Genomic DNA, 15,280 nt, shown 5'->3' with positions numbered 1-15,280 from the left:
ACCACCGCGGCCAGCACCACCGGCGCCAACGCCACCCACACCCTCCCACCCAGGACAACCGGCGACCACCGCCGCCCCCGGGGGTGGTCGCGATGCTCCCGCCCACCATCGACGACCCCGCCCACGACCACCGCCCCGACCACCCGCACACCACCCACACCCTCCCACCCGGAACGACCGGCGACCACCGGCGACCACCCGCGCCGGGAACGCCGGGGCGGCGGCTCCGGTGACCGGGAGCCGCCGCCCGACCTCCTGACCACCCGTCAGTCAGCGCAACCCGGCACGGTGTTCAGCGGGACGCAGTCGTCGGGCCTGTCATTGACGACCCGACTGTCGTCGAGGGCCACCCCGGCACCGGCATCGTTGAAGACGCCACCGCCGTCGACCGCGGCCGTGTCGTCGGCGACCGTGCCGTGGTGGAGCGTGAGCGCGGTGGGCCCGCTCTCCTTCCGGTCGCGGATACCGCCGCCGACACCCCCGGCCGAGTCCGCCTTGACCTTGACCCTGGTCAGCGTCGCGGAGCCCTCGTCGTCGATGCCACCGCCGCCCAGCACGGCCCGGTCGTCCACGACGAGGCCGCCGACGACCGCCAGAACGCCCTCGTTCTGGACGGCGCCGCCGTCACGGCCGGCGAAGTTGTCAGACAGCTCACCGTCGGTGCACGTCGCCTTGTCACCGTTGACGACGGCACCGCCCACCGCGTTGTCGGCCGCATTATGGCTCAGGACACTGTCCTGGACCGTGAGCGTGCCCGAGGCATTGAAGATCGCACCACCGGCGGCGTCGACCCCGTTCCAGTCGACCACGGGCAGCCGCAAATCCGCGAACGGCCACCCCGGCCGATGCCCGACCCCCTGTGCCGTATCCGACCCTCGGTCACCCGGCCTCCAGAAACCGGGACGGGCAGTAGGATCGGCAGCGTCATCACCCGTATACCACCGGTAGGAGGCTTTTTCATGGCTCAGGTCACGCTGAAGGGAAACCCGGTCCAGATCGGCGGCACACTGCCGGCGACCGGCAGCCAGGCCCCGGCATTCACACTGGTCGGCGCGGACCTCACGGACACCTCACTGAAGGACTACGCCGGACAACGCAAGATCCTCAACATCTTCCCCAGCATCGACACCCCCACCTGCGCGACCTCGGTACGCACCTTCAACACCCAGGCCGCCGCACTGAAGAACACCGTCGTACTCTGCATCTCCGCCGACCTGCCCTTCGCACAAACCCGCTTCTGCGGCGCCGAAGGCCTCGACAACGTCAAAACCCTCTCCACCCTGCGCGGACACGACTTCCACCACACCTACGGCGTCTCCATCAACGACGGCCCCCTCGCCGGCCTGACCGCCCGCGCCGTCATCGTCCTCGACGAAAACGACACCGTCCTACACACCGAACTCGTCACCGAGATCGCCGACGAACCGAACTACGACGCCGCCCTCGCCACCCTCAACTGATACCCACCACCCACAACCACACCAGCCCCCCACCCACACCCCAAGGCCCGCCCCACACCCCCCTTCAACCAAAAAGCGGACACAAGGCGGGCCTTCACACCCCCCACCACCCCACGCACCCAAAAAAACCGACCGCCCTCAGCACCTGCGGGCGCCCCCCGCCCGCGCTCGTTGCCTCGGGACATCCGCAACGACGTCCACGAGGCGTTCCTCGAACCAGCCGGCCGCGTGATCACGTACCAACGCGTCAGCCGGCCAGGCGGACGGCCTCGATGAAGCCCCACGCACGACCGAAGCCCTCCGGCAAGGGACGGCCGTAGGCCTCCCCCACCTCTGCGAGGGAGGTCGACCGCGTCGCCCACCCGTGGTGGTGCAGCCACTCGTCCGTTCCAGGCCCGAGGCCACCGCGCCAGAGGTCGGTGACGTGGGCGATGGCGGGATCCTGCGGGGTCTTCGCGACGGCCAGGCCCTGCTCCATCAGGAGCCGGCTGCCCGGGGCGGACAACAAGCCGACGGCCGTGAGCAGCCCGGCTGCCTCGTCCGCGCTGAGGTAGACCAGCAGGCCTTCGGCCGGCCAGGCGGTCGGTAGCTACGGGTCGAAGCCCGCCGCCACCAGGCGGCGGGGCCAACCGGGATCGAGCAGGTCGCCGGGCAGCACGGTGCGCTCGCAGTTCGCCTCCGCACCGACGGCCTCGATTACCGGCTCTTTGAACGCCAGCACCGGCGCCAGGTCGAGTTCCCACAGGCGTGTCCCGGAGGGCCAGTCCAGCCGATACGCCCGGGCGTCCGATCCGGCGGCCGGCAGCATGGCTTGGGAGGCCTCGGCGGCCAGCAGTCGGCGTCGTAGAAGCGGGTCCGCAGCACGCAGTACACGAAGAGTGCCCCGCCGAGTGGGCTGATTCGCGAGGGCCCTTCTGTCGACAGCCCGGCCGCCGCGACGAACTCGGCGGCGTACGGGTCGACGAGCAGCGGGCCGGGACGGCCGCTCTCGCAGGAGCGCGCCCGTGCGACGGACACGGCGGTCCGCGAGACGGGGCTGAGCGAACCGGGCGTCTGCGCCATCCCGACAAGCTACCCCGACGTACAAGTCGCCCCCGGACTACGGTAGTTCCTCGCCTTCGCCGCTCCACCCCGGCATGATCCCCTCTGCGCCCTGCTTCGCACCGGGTGCGAACGGGACGGCGGGCACAGCGGGGACGGCAGGGACGGCAGGGACGGCAGGGACGGCAGTGAGAGCACATCCGGTGGGGATGACGATGTTCGAGCAGACCGTACGAACACTGGGCGGTGACGATGCCTGAGGACTCGATACCCCCGCAGGACACGCCCCCGGAGCCGAGAGCGAAGCCCGATCCGCGGCCCGCCGCGTCGCAGCCGACACCGAGCCTCGGCGAGTGGCTCCGGTCCGCCGCGCACGTCGTGGTCGTGGTCGTCGGCCTCTCCCTCACGGTGCTCGGTTTCGTCCGGTTCGCCGACACCTTCGAGGAGGTCCGGGCGTACCGCACCACCCCGGTCTGCACCGCGGCAGCCAAGCCGGGTGACGGCTGCGTGACGCTGGAGAGCGGTCGGGTGGCGAAGAAGGAGGAGGAGTCGAGCTCCGACTCGACGGACTACGCGCTGACCGTCACCCGTGAGACGGCGCCCACCGGCCGCTACTACGTCGGCAGGGCGTTCTACGACGACGTCGACACCGGCACCGTCGTGGACCTGAAGATCCTGCGGGGCAAGGTGTTCGAGCTCAGCTACCAGGGCCACCGCTCTCAGCCCCCGAGCACCCCGTACCTGACGATCGTCGAGTTCAGCGCGCTGATCGCGGTCGGGCTGGTGATGTTGGTCAGCGGCCTGGTCGCGGACATCGAATACATGGTGGGCATCGCCATCGGGTACGCCGTCGTGATCGCGTTCTTGACCGACATGGGCTCCACCCTCCTGATCACCTTCCAGTGGCCGCTGATCGTCACCCTGGCCCTCGCCGTGGTGTTCTGGCTGATCGCGGCCGCCATCACCCGCACCACCTTCCTCGAGCTCTGACCCCCCGCCCGGCCGCCCTGTCGGAGCCGCGCACTACGCTGCCCCGCATGACTGCTGCGGTGCACATCCCCGAGTACGAGGACGAGGACAAGGAGCTGCGCGCGGGCGAGGACCTCGCGTGCGAGCCCGCCTTCTGGCTCGCCCATCTGCTCCTGCCCCTGGGCCACGGCGACGAGGAGCCGCAGGAGTACGGCGTCCCGGAGGAGGCTTACGACGCCATGGTGGAGCGGCTCGGCGACGCCGAGGCGCCGGGGCTGGTGGTGCGGGTGCCGTTCGGCCGGGGCCACACCGCCTGCGTGGCGTACCAGAACTTCGAGGACGAGAGCGTCATCGACTTCTTCGTCCACCATCCGGACTGGGGTCGGCTGGGCTTCCTCGGGCAGCACGGTCCGCACGGCTCCGGCCCCGGTCTGTCCTGGCCCGAGCTGACCGCCCTCGCGCGGAGCGCCGGCGAGCACGACCCCGAGGGGATCGGCGACCGGGCGCGGCGGCTCCTGCTACTCCTCCCGGTACTGGGCGACGCCGACACTCCCCCGGAGGCGCAGCGGACGGTGGCCGAGGCGCTGGTCGCGGTCGGCCTCCGGGCCGACGCCGCCGGGGAGTTGGCCGCACGGCTGGTGGACGAGCCGGGGCTGGAGCACCAGCCGCGGTGGAGTGTGACGGCCGACAGCCCGATCCCGGTCTGCTCTTCGGACTACAGCCCCCGGCAGATTCCGCTCGCACTCGGCATCACCGAGGAGCAGGCCCGGATCCTGGCGGAGGCGCTCACGGGCGACCACTGAGTGATTGTCAGGTCCGAGACAAGGGAAGGAGCCTCCCACACACCGCCCACCGGGAGGCCATCCGTGCACCTCAGGACGTACCTCAGGACCAGGACCGCGACCAGGACCGCCATCAGGGCCGCCAGCAGGGCCGCAGGCGCCCTGCTCACCACCGCCCTCGCCGCGACGCTCCTCGGCACCGCCCCCGCCTGGAGCGCGCCGGGCGCGGACCAACCCCGGCAGCAGGTGGAGGTCTTCGCCGAGGACGGCGGCATCTCCCGCACCACGGCGCCGACCGCCTCCCCCCACGTCGCCGCCCCGACCGCGGACCTGGCCGCGCCCGGCGTCGAGGGCGACGGCGACGTCACCGCCCTGGTCCGCAACGGCGACCCGGCCACAAAACTGGACGTGGTGGTGATCGGCGACGGCTACGCGGCCCCGGAGCAGGAGAAGTTCCGCACCGACGCCGCCGAGAAGTGGCGCGAGATCACCGCCGTCGAGCCGTACGCCACCTACCGCGGCCTCTTCAACGTCTGGGCGGTGACCGCCGTCTCGCCGGAGTCCGGCGTCTCCGGCGATCCGGACCGGGCGACCGCACGGCACACCGCGCTCGGCGCGTACTTCTGGTGCGACGGCGTGGAACGGCTGCTCTGCGTGGACGAGAAGGCGGTCGAGCGCTACGCCGCGAAGGCCCCGCAGGCGGACCTGGTGATCGTGGTGGCCAACAGCGCCAAGTACGGCGGCGCGGGCTACAACGACGTGAAGTCCCCGCTCGGCTACGAGGGCATCGCCACCGTGGCGGGCGGCAACGCCAAGTCCGGGCAGATCGCGGTGCACGAGACCGGGCACTCCCTGGGCAAGCTGGCCGACGAGTACGCCTACGACGGCCAGGGCACCTACCAGGGCGACGAGCCGCCCGAGGCCAATCTCACCACGCTGACCGCCGACCGGATGCGCGACCAGGGCAGCAAGTGGTCCCGCTGGCTCGGCAAGGCCTCGCCGGACGGCGGGACGGTCGGGACGTACGAGGGCGGCGGCTACTACCCGACGGGGCTGTACCGGCCGACCGAGAACTCGATCATGCGATCGCTCGGGCGCGAGTTCAACCTGCCCGGACGGGAGGCGATGATCGCCGGCTTCTACCGCCACGCCACCCCGCTGACCAGCCCGACCTCCACCGACACCTGGCTCACCGCCGCCGACCGGCTGACCGTCGACCTGCCGGTGCCCGGCACCCGTCTGCGCTGGTACCTGGACGGGCGCGAGCAACCGCAGCTGAACGGCCGCACCGCGCTCGACCTCGGCACGCTGCACCTGACCGGCCCGCGCTCGTGGCCCCACCTGCTCACGGCCGTCGCCACCGACCCCACCCCGGCCGTGGCGGACCCGGCCCTGCGGGCGGAGCTGACCGGCAGTCTGTCCTGGCTCCTCACCCGATGACCCCAGCGGTCCAGAGCTGCGACGGACCCGGGCCCGGCGGCGGAGTGCCGTCGGGCCCGGGTCCGCCAGGTCACCTGTCGGGGGGCGGCGCCTCGGTCTCGTAGGGCGCGAAGTCGGCGCTGGACTCGCAGCCGAGGTTCTCGAAGGTGCCGACCTTCGTGTCCCGGTCGGTGTGGGTCAGGTGGTACTCGCAAGCGCCCTTGAGGTACCGGCCGTTGCCCCCTCCCGGGAAGTCGACCTCCTTGGTCCCGAGGTAGGGGGACTGGTGACCGTTGAGGCGAGCGGTGGCATTGACGTCGGTACCGCCGGGGGCGTGGGTCTCATAGGCCCAACCCGACTTGGCGGCCCCGCAGGTGGCCCACCATCAGCTAGGTCACCGGCCAGCGGCGCTCCGACCCGTCCGGCGGCCGACGGCGCAGCGGCGCCAGTTCCCGCTCCAGTGTCCGGACGTCCCGCGCTATCCGAGCGGCGATCTCCCTCGGCTCGGTCTCGCTCGGCAGTCGGCGCGACCAGGAACGGGGCTTGGCCGGACCGTCCTGGACCATGTGGAAGTTGAGCCGCACGACCCCGGCGACGTCGACCAGACTCACCAGGATCCGGGTGTCGGCGAGGTCGATGGTGACCTCGTTCCCGATGCACGAGCAGGCCACCAGGCCCTCGATGCCCTCCTCGGCCAGGTACCTGGCCAGCGGGACCGCCCTCCCCCGGATAAGAAACGGACGTGCCACCGGACCGGACACCGGACCCGCCTCCTCTCGCCGCACGCGTGCGGCCCCGGCCGCGGCGCAAGCGCACCGCAACAGACCGCGCCCGCCCATGCTCCACCACACCACCGTCAAGCGCCAAGTCTGCATCTCACCAACTGATTTGAGCATATGCACCCACCCGGCGCACCGGCGCACACCCGGGCGCATCCGGCGCGGTCGGGGCGGTGGCCGGCACCCGCCCGTGGCCGTCCGCACGGGAGGACGGCCGCCGTCCGGACAGCGGCCACGTCGCGGATCCCGGACGGGTCGCCGGTCGCCGCCCCGCCCCGCCCTGCCCCGCCCTGCGCTACAGCCAGGCCGCGGTCCCGGTCGCCACGAAAGCGCCGACGAAGACCGGGCCGAACATCCCGTTCTCGATCGACGTGTCGATGTGCCGCATCGCCGTGACGTACGTCCGGTCGCCACCGGCCGCCGGGCCCGGCATCACCGACAGCCGCCTCCCGACCGACTCACCGACTTGCCCGGGGGGACGACGACGCGTAGTTCTGAACCAGTTCAATTTGAACTCGTTCAAAGCAATCGGGGTGCCGAATGGCCGGACACCTGCTCACGGACGGATCGAACAGGTCGGGCAGAACGGACGGAGCGGACCGACCCTGGCCGATCGTCGTACTCGCCGGGGCCAGCTGGCTTCCGAGCTGGACGATCACCGCCCCGGACGTCAACGGATCGCTCCTCACCATCTGGGGTCTGCTCATCGCGCTGACCCTGCTCCCCCTGTGCGTCCGCGGCGACACAGCGTTCCGCCGAGTCTGCGGGACCTTCGCCGCGATACTGCTCGCCCTTGAGACCCTGGTCTCCGCCTTCACGCTCTTCCTCTACCTGCCGGCCCTGGTGGCCTTCTGCCCCGCGGGCGTCCCGCTGCTGCTCGCACGCTGGAACACGGGCGACACGACACGCACGGTCCTCGCCGTCCCGGTAGCGACCCTCCCCTTCCTCATGGCCATGCTCTGACCCTGCCCGAGCGGCGACCCGGCCCGTCCTCGGCGGACACGCGCCCTGGCTCCGAACGCGTTCGACACCAAGCCCGGGGGCGCCGATGAACCAACACCTGTTCTCGCACCGAGCCGATCGGCCCCGGCCGATCGTCGTCCCGGCCGGAGCCGGCACCGGCGTCGCGCCGATGACGGTCGCGGGCCCGGTCGAGGCCGCGATCGGCGGACGCGCTCAGCGGCGCAGCCCGGAGCCACCGGCTGCGCCGCTGAGCGCCGTCACCCCCCGGAGGCGGCGTTAGCGCAGCACGCCGCGCACAGCCTCCGGGTCACCGGGGGTGAGGCGCTCCGGCGCGGCCGTCAGCGCCTTGGCGGTGGCCGGCGGCGGGGTGACGTACACCGGCGTCGGATCGGCCTCGGGCGCGCAGGTCTTGGCGATCCGCCCCTTGCCCTGGGGCAGGCTGCCGTCGCGCAGGTAGGCGGTGAAGGTGTCGTCGAGGCAGGTGTTGCCGTGGAAGAGGATCTCGTGGAAGCTGCCGCCGTTCTGGACGACCAGCTTGGAACCGGGCAGCGCGTCGTGCATGGCGAGCCCGCCCTCGTACGGCGTGGCGGCGTCCTCGGTGGCCTGGAAGAGCAGGACCGGGGGCAGGCCCTTGCCGGTGATCTTCAGTCGGCCGGCCGGGTTGCCCTGGTAGGGCCAGAACATGCAGGCGGCGTTGTACCACATGTTGTTATAGGCGTAGAAGGGCGCGGCGTCGTTGACCTTGGCCTGGTCCTTCTTCCAGGACTCCCAGTCGCGCGGCCAGGCGTTCTCCGTGCACTGGGCCGCGTTGTACGCCGGGAAGGTGCCGTCGTCGGCGCCCGGGGCCGCGTACTTGTTGTAGGCGATGGTCAGCGGCCGGGTGTCGTGCTGGGTGAGGTAGGCGGAGAGCACGGTGGCCATCCGGGGCCAGCGCAGGAAGTTGTAGCCGCCGCCGTAGAAGGTGTCCTCGAATTCGGCCGGGCCGATCTTCCCGGGCGCCGGGGCGGCGTCCGCCGGGTCCTTCCGCAGCGCGTCCTCGACCTGGTAGTAGGCCTTCTTCACGGCCTCGGCGTCGGCGCCGAGGTGGTAGACGGAGTCGGCCTTGGCGGTCCAGGCCGCGAAGGCGTCGAAGCGGCGCTGGTGTTCCTTGTCCTGCAGGATGTTGTGGTCGTACCAGCTGATGGTCGGGCCGACGATGCTGTCCAGCACCATCCGGCGTACGTGCGAGGGGAAGAGCTGACCGTAGGTGGAGCCCAGGGAGGTGCCCCAGGAGCCGCCGTAGAAATTGATCTTCGGCACACCGAGCGCACGGCGGATGCTGTCCATGTCGCGGGCGTTGTCGACGGTGGTCATGTGCGGCAGCAGCCAGGACCAGTCGGCCGCGCAGTCGGCGGCGTAGCCGGCCGCCTTCTTCAGCCAGGCCTTCGAAGTCCCCTGGCTCAGCTGGTAGTCGGGGCGCTCGGCATCGAAGTAGTGGGCGTCGCAGACGACATGGGGGTCACTGCCGTTGGTGCCGCGCGGGTCGAAGCCGATCCAGTCGTAGGTGGAGGCGACGTCGGCGGGGATCTGCCCGGAGATGTAGGCGGGCATCCAGAGGCCGGAGTCGCCGGGGCCGCCGGGGTTGAGCAGGATCGGGCCCTGCTGCTTGTCCTTGGGCGCGGTGGCGGGGAGGCGGTTCAGCTTGATCTTGATCTTGCGCCCGCGCGGGTCGCCGTAGTCCACCGGCACGTCGAGCATCGCGCACTGGAGCGCGGGCGTGGCGGTGTCGCTGCAGGAGCTCCAGTCGAGCTTCCCCTGGCCGGTGTCCACGAGGTCGGCGCCGTCGGGCCCGGTGCCGGACGCGGCGGAGGCGGAGGCCCCGCCGAGGGCGGCGACGGCTGCGGCGGCCGCGAGGAGGGCGATGGCTTTTCTCATGGGGAGCATGATGTGACATGTGCAATGGCACATCTAGAGGGCGGACCGGACTTTACCAAGCTTTGACCCGACTTGTATATCTGACCGATCATCAGACCTTTACCACCTTGGGGAGGTTGGCCGTGCGAGGGGCCCCGATCCATGACTAGCATCTGACATCCAATCCGTTCGGACGCAAATCGCCTGGGAGGGGCGGCGCCGGACAGACCGACAGGAGGGCCCATCCGCGTGTCCCACCCGCACGTCCACCCCGTCAGCTCCCGCCCGACCGCGGCCGACCTCGCGCTGCCACCGGCCCTGCCCTATCCCGACGGCTGGGCCGCGCTCGCGTTCTCCGCCGAGCTCAAGCCCGGCACGGTGATCACCCGCCAACTGGCCGGCGAGGACGTGGTGCTGTACCGGCTGCGGGACGGCCGGCTGCGCGCCGTGCGGCCGTACTGCCCGCACCTGGGCGCCCACCTCGGGCTCGCCGCGGTCGAAGGCGGCGAACTGGTCTGCCCGTTCCACCGGTTCGCCTTCGACGCCGACGGCCGGTGCGTGCGGACCGGGTACGACACCCCGCCGCCCAGGGCCGCGCTGTCCCGGTTGCCGGTGCGCGAGGTGAACGAGGCGGTCTTCGTCTGGCGCCACCACAACGGCCGGGAGCCGGACTGGGAGATCCCCGCCTGGCACCTGCTCGACGACCAACCCTTGCGCCACACCTCCTTCGAGATGCCCGGGTACGCCCAGGACGTCATGGAGAACTCCTTCGACCTGGGCCACTTCATCACCCTGCACGGCTGGCCACAGGGCGAGTTGGCGGCCCCGGTCGAGTTCGACGGGCCGCGCTTCCACATCTCGATGCGGGTGCGGGAGAGGTTCCCGCTGGTCGGGATGCGCGAGGTGGAGGTCGAGGTCGACGGCTACGGCCTGGCCGCGCTGCACACGGACGTCCACACCCGCTCGCTGGGCCTACAGATCTGCTCGCTGGTGATGGCCACCCAGGTCGCCCCCGCCCGGATGCAGCTGCGCCAGGCGAGCCGCTTCGCCCTGGCGGAGCCGGCCGGACTGCCGCCGCTGGTCGCCCGGGCCGTCAGCCGTACGGTGACCAGGTTGCTGGCCGGTCCGATGTTCAAGCGCAACATCGAGTTCACCTCGGCCGACTTCCCGATCTGGTCCACCAAGAAGTACCTCTCCCCGCCGCGGCTCGCCGCCGGCGACGGGCCGATCGGCGCGATGCGGCACTGGGCCCGGCAGTTCTACCCGCCGGACCACCAGGCGCACCTGCCGGCGCCCGCCTCCCTGACGAACCGGCACGGCCAGGAGACCCCGGGCGGCGTCGGCCCCCACCGGTAGGCCCGCCCCCAACGCGTGGCCGATCCGTGCGACCAGGTGAACACCCTCAACGCGGACGGCGGCCTGTACCTGATCGTCGACGGCTTCACGGGCGATCTGACGGCGCCGGCACCGCTGCCGGGGCGCCGACGGGCGCCCCGTTAGGGTGGCGCATGGCCCATTTCACGCTGACCCGCCGCTCCCCGCTCCCGGCGCCCGACGCCTGGGCGCGGCTCACCGCCTGGCCCCGGCACGGCGACCGGGTGCCGTTCACCCGGGTGGCCGCGGTGCGCGGCACCGGCCGGGCGGTCGGGGACGTGATCCTGGCGCGGACGGGCGTCGGACCGGTGCGCTTCGACGACCCGATGGAGATCACGGCGCTGACCGAACCCGAACTGTGCCGCCTGGAGAAGCGCGGCCGGGTCGTCCGGGGCCACGCCGAACTGCGGGTCCGCGCGGCGGGCGCAGGCAGCGAGGCGGTCTGGGCCGAGGAGCTGCGGATCACCGGCCTGCCCCGGTTCTTCGACCCGGTGGTGGCGTCCGCCGCGCGGTTCGTCTTCGGCCGGGTGCTGGACCACCTGTTGGCCTGCGCCCCGGCTGCGGATTGAGGCTGCGCCGACTCGGGTACTGCCGGCGGGCGTAGTGGCGCCGGTCGGGCAACCCACGACCGGCGAAGCCGTGGCGCCCCGGGACGAACCTCCGACCCGCGCTACCGTCCGCGCAGTCGGCGCACCAGGTTGCGGGCGGCCCACGGCCAGTCCGGGTGCTCGAAGGTGAAGCCCGCGTCGAGCAGCCGGGTCGGCACCACACGGCGGCTCTTCAGCAGCAGCTCGGTCTCGGAGCGGAGCGCGAAGGCGCCGACCTCGGCCATCCAACGCGCGGCGGGCAGGGCCAGCGGCATGCCCCAGGCCATCCGCAGGTCGCGCATGAACTCGCGCTGGGGCAGCGGGTTCGGGGCGGCGAGGTTGACCGGGCCGGTGAGCTCCTCCCGGTCGATCAGGAACTCGACGGCGCGGACGAAGTCCCGGTCGTGGATCCAGGACACGTACTGCGCACCGCCCGCGATCGGGCCGCCGGCGCCGAGCCGCGCCAGCCAGGACAGCGAGTCGAAGGCGCCGCCGCGCTCGGGCCCGAGGACCACGGCGGTGCGCAGCGCGAGGCGGCGGGTGTCCGGGGTGTCGGCCTCCACCTGGGCGTCCTCCCACGCCCGGGCGATGTCGATGCTGTACCGCCAGGAGGCCGGGGCATCGGGCTCGTCGCCGCCGATCAGGCCGCTGAGCTCGTCGTTGGGGGCGTCGTGCCGGTGGGCGTAGACGGTGGCGGTGCTCATCTGCAGCCAGACGGCGGGCGGCCTGCGGGCGGCGGCGATCGCCTGGCCGACGGCCCGGGTGGAGTGCACCCTGGAGTCCATCATGGCCTTCCGGTTCTCCTCCGTGTAGCGGCAGTTGACGCTGCGCCCGGCCAGGTTGAGCACCACGTCGCTGCCGTCGACCTCCGCCGCCCAGGCCCCGAGGCTCCGGCCGTCCCACCCGATCCGGCGCGGCCCGGCGGGCCGGCGGCTGAGCACGACGACCTGGTGTCCGGCGGCCGTCAGGCTGCGGTCGAGCAGGTTCCCGAGCGCGCCGGAGCCGCCGGGAATGACGATCTTCATGCGTTCCCCCTCGTCTTCATCACCGGCTTCGAGCCTAGCGCACAGAGTTGAACGCGTTCAATTATCGCCGAGGGGGTCATCACGGGAAGAGGTGCGCCGGGCGGGCCCGGGCGCACCGCCTACGCTGACCGGCATCAGCCCCAGTCAGGGACCCGCGACGGGTGGGACCGTGGTGACGGTCACCGGCACCAACCTGGCTGGAGCGAGCGTCACCATCGGCGGCAACACCGCCACCAACGTCACGATCAACGCCGCTGGCACCCAGATCACCGCCACCACCCCACCCGGAGCGGCCGGACCGGCCACCGTCACCACCGCCGGAGGCACCGCCAACCTCGTGGGCGGCTTCACCTACCTCGCACCGAACCGCGCCACCTCGCTGACCGCGACCCCGGCGCCGGCCAAGCTGTTCCCGCCGCAGGTGTTCTACCCGGTCCTCAACGCCACCTTGACCGACCTGGTCACCGGACTGCCGGTCCCCGGGCAGGCCATCACCTTCAGCACCGGCACCCAAGCCCTGGGCACCGCCGTCACCAACGCTCAAGGCATCGCCCAACTCTCCGAGGCGATCACCTTCCCGCTGATCCTCGCCAACGGCGGCTACACCGCCGCCTTCACCGGCGCCCCAACCTGCTGCCCTCCACCGCCCACGCAGGCATCATCACCCCTTAGCCCCGACGGACTTGCCCTCATCGTCACCAACGCTGCTCCGTGTGCTCGCCCTCCAGGGATCGCACACGGAGTGGCTGCACGATGCGGGCCTTCACCGCGTTCCTGCGCCCGGGCGCCGGAGGAACCGGTGCCCCGCCTGGCCAACGATCCCGACCTCGAGGTCCGCGCCCATACGATCGTCAGCCCGCTGTAATCATCACCCTGTCCAGCGAACCGGTCTTGGCCTGGTCGAGGAGGTCCTGGAACTGGTCGACGCTCAGCTGGATCCGCTGGCCGAAGTCGTCGGTGATGCGGATCCGGCGCTCTTCGGGCGCGTCGGGGTCGACGAACACCTGCGGGCAGCCGCAGTTGCAGTTTCCGCAGAACCTCGCCACCGGCTCCTGCACGGACTCGGACACGGGACACCTCCGCTGGTTCATGGCGGGCACCAGGCACGGTGCCGCTCCGCAGGGTGTACCCGTTCGCTCGGCCATGCTCACCCATTGCGCCGTTCCGGTGGCCGAAAGTGTCGGGTTGGGAACGATACGGGGGAGCCCGCCCGGGGTGGTGGACGCGGGTGCCATGATGTCCCGGCCATGTCTGCCCCGAGAACCGAGCCCGTGCCCACGCCTGTACGTGCCGCCGCACTCGACCTTCGCGTACTGCGGGCGCTGCCCTTCGCGACGGTCTGCGTCGCGCTGGCCGCCGCCGGGCATGCGCTGGCGTCCGGCCGCGCGGTACCGCCGGGTGCGCTGCTGCTCGGGTGGACGCTCATCGGTACCGTCGCAGTGCTCGCGGCAAGGCGGGAGCGCTCACTGCGGGCCATCGTCGGTGGCCTGGCCGCAGGCCAGGGCGGCCTGCACGTCCTCTTCCACGCCGCGCAGTGCGGTCGGCAATCTCCAGCGACCGCCGGGCCGACCAACCCGTCCTCCTCCATGGCCTCGATGCCCGGGATGCATGGCATGTCCGGCATGGCTGGCATGTCCAGGGCCCTGTCGGTGGGCAGCGGGCGGCCCGGTCCATCAGTCACCCACGTCACAGTGGGAAACGGCGCCGCTCCGCACGTCGTCGTGGCGGCGACGCACGTCTCCTTCTGGAGCCACGCGACGCTCCTGGGGCTGAGTCCCGCGATGCTCGTCGCGCACCTGGTGGCGACCGTCGCCGCGGGGTGGTGGCTGTGGCGGGGCGAGGTGGCCGTCTGGCGGCTGGTCCGGCTGACCGCCGGGACCGTCACCACGGCGGTTCACGCCCGCGCGGCATCGCTGCGCGGGGCGCTGGCCCTGTTCGCGATGCTGCGCGGCGGGATGGACGGGCGGTCGCAGGCCGCTGCGACGCGCTTCGTGCCTGCCGACGGCCGGTGGTGGCTGCCGCAGTGGACGCTGTTGCGGCACGTGGTTATCAGGCGCGGTCCGCCGCTCGTGCCGGCCGCCTGACCGGAGCGGAACCGCTTCCGGGTCGCGGCCCTCCGCCCTCCCACCTGATCACACACGCGTGCTCCGCCTCCACGGGCAACGGCGCCGGGTCTCCCGCGCGCCCGCCGCCTGTGCGCACCGGTGTGCGCGTGCCTCCGACCTGGAGAGCACACAGCCATGAGCCTGTCCCTGAAGAAGCGTTTTGCCGCCGCCTGCGCGCTGGGCGCCGCGACCGTACTCGGCGCGGCCGTACCGGCGTCCGCGCACGTCATCGTGCAGCCGAACAGCGTGCCGAAGAACGCGACCGACCAGACCTTCGCGTTCCGCGTGCCGAATGAGGACGACAAGAACAGCACGGTGAAGGTGGAGATCGACTTCCCGACCGACCACCCGATCCCGTCCGTCAAGGTCGCGCCGGTGCCGGGCTGGACCGACAGCATCCAGACCACCAAGCTCGCCACCCCGATCCACACCGACGACGGCGACATCACCGACGCCGTCTCGCAGGTCGTGTGGACCGGCGGCCAGATCACCCCGGGCCACTTCCAGGACTTCACCGTCGACCTCGGCGCGCTGCCCGACGGCACGGACAAGGTCGTCTTCAAGGCCCTGCAGACCTACAGCGACGGCAATGTGCTGCGCTGGATCGAGGAGCCCCAGGCCGGCCAGCCCGAGCCGAAGAACCCGGCACCGGTGCTCAAGCTGACCGCCGCGACCGCCGGCGACTCCGATGCTCCCGCGGCGAGCGCCAAGGCCGACCCGGCCCTGGCGAGCACCGCGACCGCGAAGGCGAGTGGCAGCGACTCCACCGCCCGCGCACTGGGCATCGCGGGCATCGTGGTCGGCGTCCTCGGCGCGGTGACGGGCGTCGTGCTCGGCCGTCGTGGCCGTGGCACCGGCGCGGACGCCTCGGCGTAAGGGCCCG

19 protein-coding genes and 1 pseudogene are annotated in these 15,280 nt (G+C 72.0%); 11 read left to right on the top strand and 9 right to left on the bottom strand.

Annotated elements, in window-relative coordinates:
- Positions 1–266: 266 nt before the first annotated feature.
- Positions 267–809, bottom strand: a complete 543-nt coding sequence (locus tag ACH4E7_RS23370; protein ID WP_396250949.1) for a hypothetical protein — start codon at positions 807–809, stop codon at positions 267–269.
- A gap of 150 nt (positions 810–959) precedes the next feature.
- Here ACH4E7_RS23370 and tpx point away from each other — a divergent pair, with 150 nt between their 5' ends.
- Complete coding sequence (gene tpx / locus ACH4E7_RS23365; protein WP_396250948.1) at positions 960–1,460, top strand: thiol peroxidase; 501 nt, start codon at positions 960–962, stop codon at positions 1,458–1,460.
- Positions 1,461–1,707: 247 nt separating this feature from the next.
- Here tpx and ACH4E7_RS23360 read toward each other — a convergent pair whose 3' ends face one another.
- On the bottom strand, positions 1,708–1,968 hold the full coding sequence (locus tag ACH4E7_RS23360; RefSeq protein WP_396250947.1) for a hypothetical protein: 261 nt from the start codon (positions 1,966–1,968) through the stop codon (positions 1,708–1,710).
- An 81-nt stretch (positions 1,969–2,049) separates the two neighbouring features.
- Positions 2,050–2,547 carry a class I SAM-dependent methyltransferase gene (locus ACH4E7_RS23355; RefSeq protein WP_396250946.1) on the bottom strand — a complete coding sequence of 166 codons (498 nt, stop codon included), beginning with the start codon at positions 2,545–2,547 and terminating at the stop codon, positions 2,050–2,052.
- Between the two features lie 200 nt (positions 2,548–2,747).
- On the opposite strand from ACH4E7_RS23355, the gene ACH4E7_RS23350 reads away from it, so the two are divergent.
- The 3 genes from ACH4E7_RS23350 to ACH4E7_RS23340 all read left to right on the top strand — a co-directional run bounded on the left by ACH4E7_RS23350 (position 2,748) and on the right by ACH4E7_RS23340 (position 5,692).
- Positions 2,748–3,491, top strand: a complete 744-nt coding sequence (locus ACH4E7_RS23350) for a hypothetical protein (RefSeq protein ID WP_396250945.1) — start codon at positions 2,748–2,750, stop codon at positions 3,489–3,491.
- A gap of 47 nt (positions 3,492–3,538) precedes the next feature.
- A complete protein-coding gene (locus ACH4E7_RS23345) occupies positions 3,539–4,273 on the top strand; it encodes a hypothetical protein (RefSeq protein ID WP_396250944.1) in 735 nt (244 codons plus the stop codon).
- A 63-nt stretch (positions 4,274–4,336) separates the two neighbouring features.
- The gene (locus tag ACH4E7_RS23340) at positions 4,337–5,692 is read left to right on the top strand and encodes a M64 family metallopeptidase (protein ID WP_396250943.1); all 1,356 of its coding nucleotides are present in this window, start codon (positions 4,337–4,339) and stop codon (positions 5,690–5,692) included.
- A gap of 70 nt (positions 5,693–5,762) precedes the next feature.
- On the opposite strand, the pseudogene ACH4E7_RS23335 reads toward ACH4E7_RS23340, so the two are convergent.
- The 3 genes and pseudogenes from ACH4E7_RS23335 to ACH4E7_RS23325 form a co-directional block, all read right to left on the bottom strand.
- Positions 5,763–6,020: pseudogene (locus tag ACH4E7_RS23335) on the bottom strand (hypothetical protein); the annotation flags it as partial.
- A 40-nt stretch (positions 6,021–6,060) separates the two neighbouring features.
- Positions 6,061–6,432, bottom strand: coding sequence for a hypothetical protein (locus ACH4E7_RS23330; RefSeq protein ID WP_396250942.1), 372 nt, complete (start codon positions 6,430–6,432; stop codon positions 6,061–6,063).
- A 313-nt stretch (positions 6,433–6,745) separates the two neighbouring features.
- Positions 6,746–6,886: a hypothetical protein gene (locus tag ACH4E7_RS23325; RefSeq protein WP_396250941.1), complete on the bottom strand. Its 141-nt coding sequence runs from the start codon at positions 6,884–6,886 to the stop codon at positions 6,746–6,748.
- Between the two features lie 104 nt (positions 6,887–6,990).
- Between ACH4E7_RS23325 and ACH4E7_RS23320 the strand changes: the two genes are divergently transcribed.
- Positions 6,991–7,413: a hypothetical protein gene (locus ACH4E7_RS23320; RefSeq protein ID WP_396250940.1), complete on the top strand. Its 423-nt coding sequence runs from the start codon at positions 6,991–6,993 to the stop codon at positions 7,411–7,413.
- A gap of 276 nt (positions 7,414–7,689) precedes the next feature.
- Here the strand turns inward: ACH4E7_RS23320 and ACH4E7_RS23315 are convergent, their stop codons facing one another.
- Positions 7,690–9,327: an alpha/beta hydrolase gene (locus ACH4E7_RS23315; protein WP_396250939.1), complete on the bottom strand. Its 1,638-nt coding sequence runs from the start codon at positions 9,325–9,327 to the stop codon at positions 7,690–7,692.
- Between the two features lie 228 nt (positions 9,328–9,555).
- On the opposite strand from ACH4E7_RS23315, the gene ACH4E7_RS23310 reads away from it, so the two are divergent.
- From ACH4E7_RS23310 to ACH4E7_RS23300, 3 genes are read left to right on the top strand one after another with little or no spacing between them, the layout of a single operon-like run.
- The gene (locus tag ACH4E7_RS23310; RefSeq protein WP_396250938.1) at positions 9,556–10,662 is read left to right on the top strand and encodes a Rieske 2Fe-2S domain-containing protein; all 1,107 of its coding nucleotides are present in this window, start codon (positions 9,556–9,558) and stop codon (positions 10,660–10,662) included.
- Between the two features lie 15 nt (positions 10,663–10,677).
- Entirely contained in the window at positions 10,678–10,806 is a 129-nt protein-coding gene (locus tag ACH4E7_RS23305) for a hypothetical protein (protein ID WP_396250937.1), read from the top strand.
- An 8-nt stretch (positions 10,807–10,814) separates the two neighbouring features.
- Positions 10,815–11,249, top strand: a complete 435-nt coding sequence (locus tag ACH4E7_RS23300) for an SRPBCC family protein (RefSeq protein ID WP_396250936.1) — start codon at positions 10,815–10,817, stop codon at positions 11,247–11,249.
- 101 nt (positions 11,250–11,350) lie between these two features.
- Here the strand turns inward: ACH4E7_RS23300 and ACH4E7_RS23295 are convergent, their stop codons facing one another.
- Positions 11,351–12,292 (bottom strand): TIGR01777 family oxidoreductase, encoded by a 942-nt coding sequence (locus ACH4E7_RS23295; RefSeq protein ID WP_396250935.1) that lies wholly within the window; start codon positions 12,290–12,292, stop codon positions 11,351–11,353.
- Here ACH4E7_RS23295 and ACH4E7_RS23290 point away from each other — a divergent pair.
- On the top strand, positions 12,279–13,157 hold the full coding sequence (locus tag ACH4E7_RS23290) for an IPT/TIG domain-containing protein (RefSeq protein WP_396250934.1): 879 nt from the start codon (positions 12,279–12,281) through the stop codon (positions 13,155–13,157). The genes ACH4E7_RS23295 and ACH4E7_RS23290 overlap by 14 nt on opposite strands.
- Here the strand turns inward: ACH4E7_RS23290 and ACH4E7_RS23285 are convergent.
- Complete coding sequence (locus tag ACH4E7_RS23285; RefSeq protein WP_396250933.1) at positions 13,144–13,362, bottom strand: hypothetical protein; 219 nt, start codon at positions 13,360–13,362, stop codon at positions 13,144–13,146. The two genes, ACH4E7_RS23290 and ACH4E7_RS23285, sit on opposite strands and share 14 nt — an antisense overlap.
- A gap of 201 nt (positions 13,363–13,563) precedes the next feature.
- On the opposite strand from ACH4E7_RS23285, the gene ACH4E7_RS23280 reads away from it, so the two are divergent.
- Together ACH4E7_RS23280 and ACH4E7_RS23275 are read left to right on the top strand one after the other, a co-directional pair.
- Positions 13,564–14,376: a hypothetical protein gene (locus ACH4E7_RS23280; protein WP_396250932.1), complete on the top strand. Its 813-nt coding sequence runs from the start codon at positions 13,564–13,566 to the stop codon at positions 14,374–14,376.
- A 156-nt stretch (positions 14,377–14,532) separates the two neighbouring features.
- On the top strand, positions 14,533–15,273 hold the full coding sequence (locus ACH4E7_RS23275; RefSeq protein WP_396250931.1) for a YcnI family protein: 741 nt from the start codon (positions 14,533–14,535) through the stop codon (positions 15,271–15,273).
- Positions 15,274–15,280: the final 7 nt, after the last annotated feature.

The organism is Kitasatospora sp. NPDC018058 (assembly GCF_044327205.1).
Lineage (GTDB): Bacteria > Actinomycetota > Actinomycetes > Streptomycetales > Streptomycetaceae > Kitasatospora.
The sequence above is the reverse complement of the archived record's forward strand: the minus strand, read 5'-3'. Positions and strand labels throughout refer to the sequence as shown.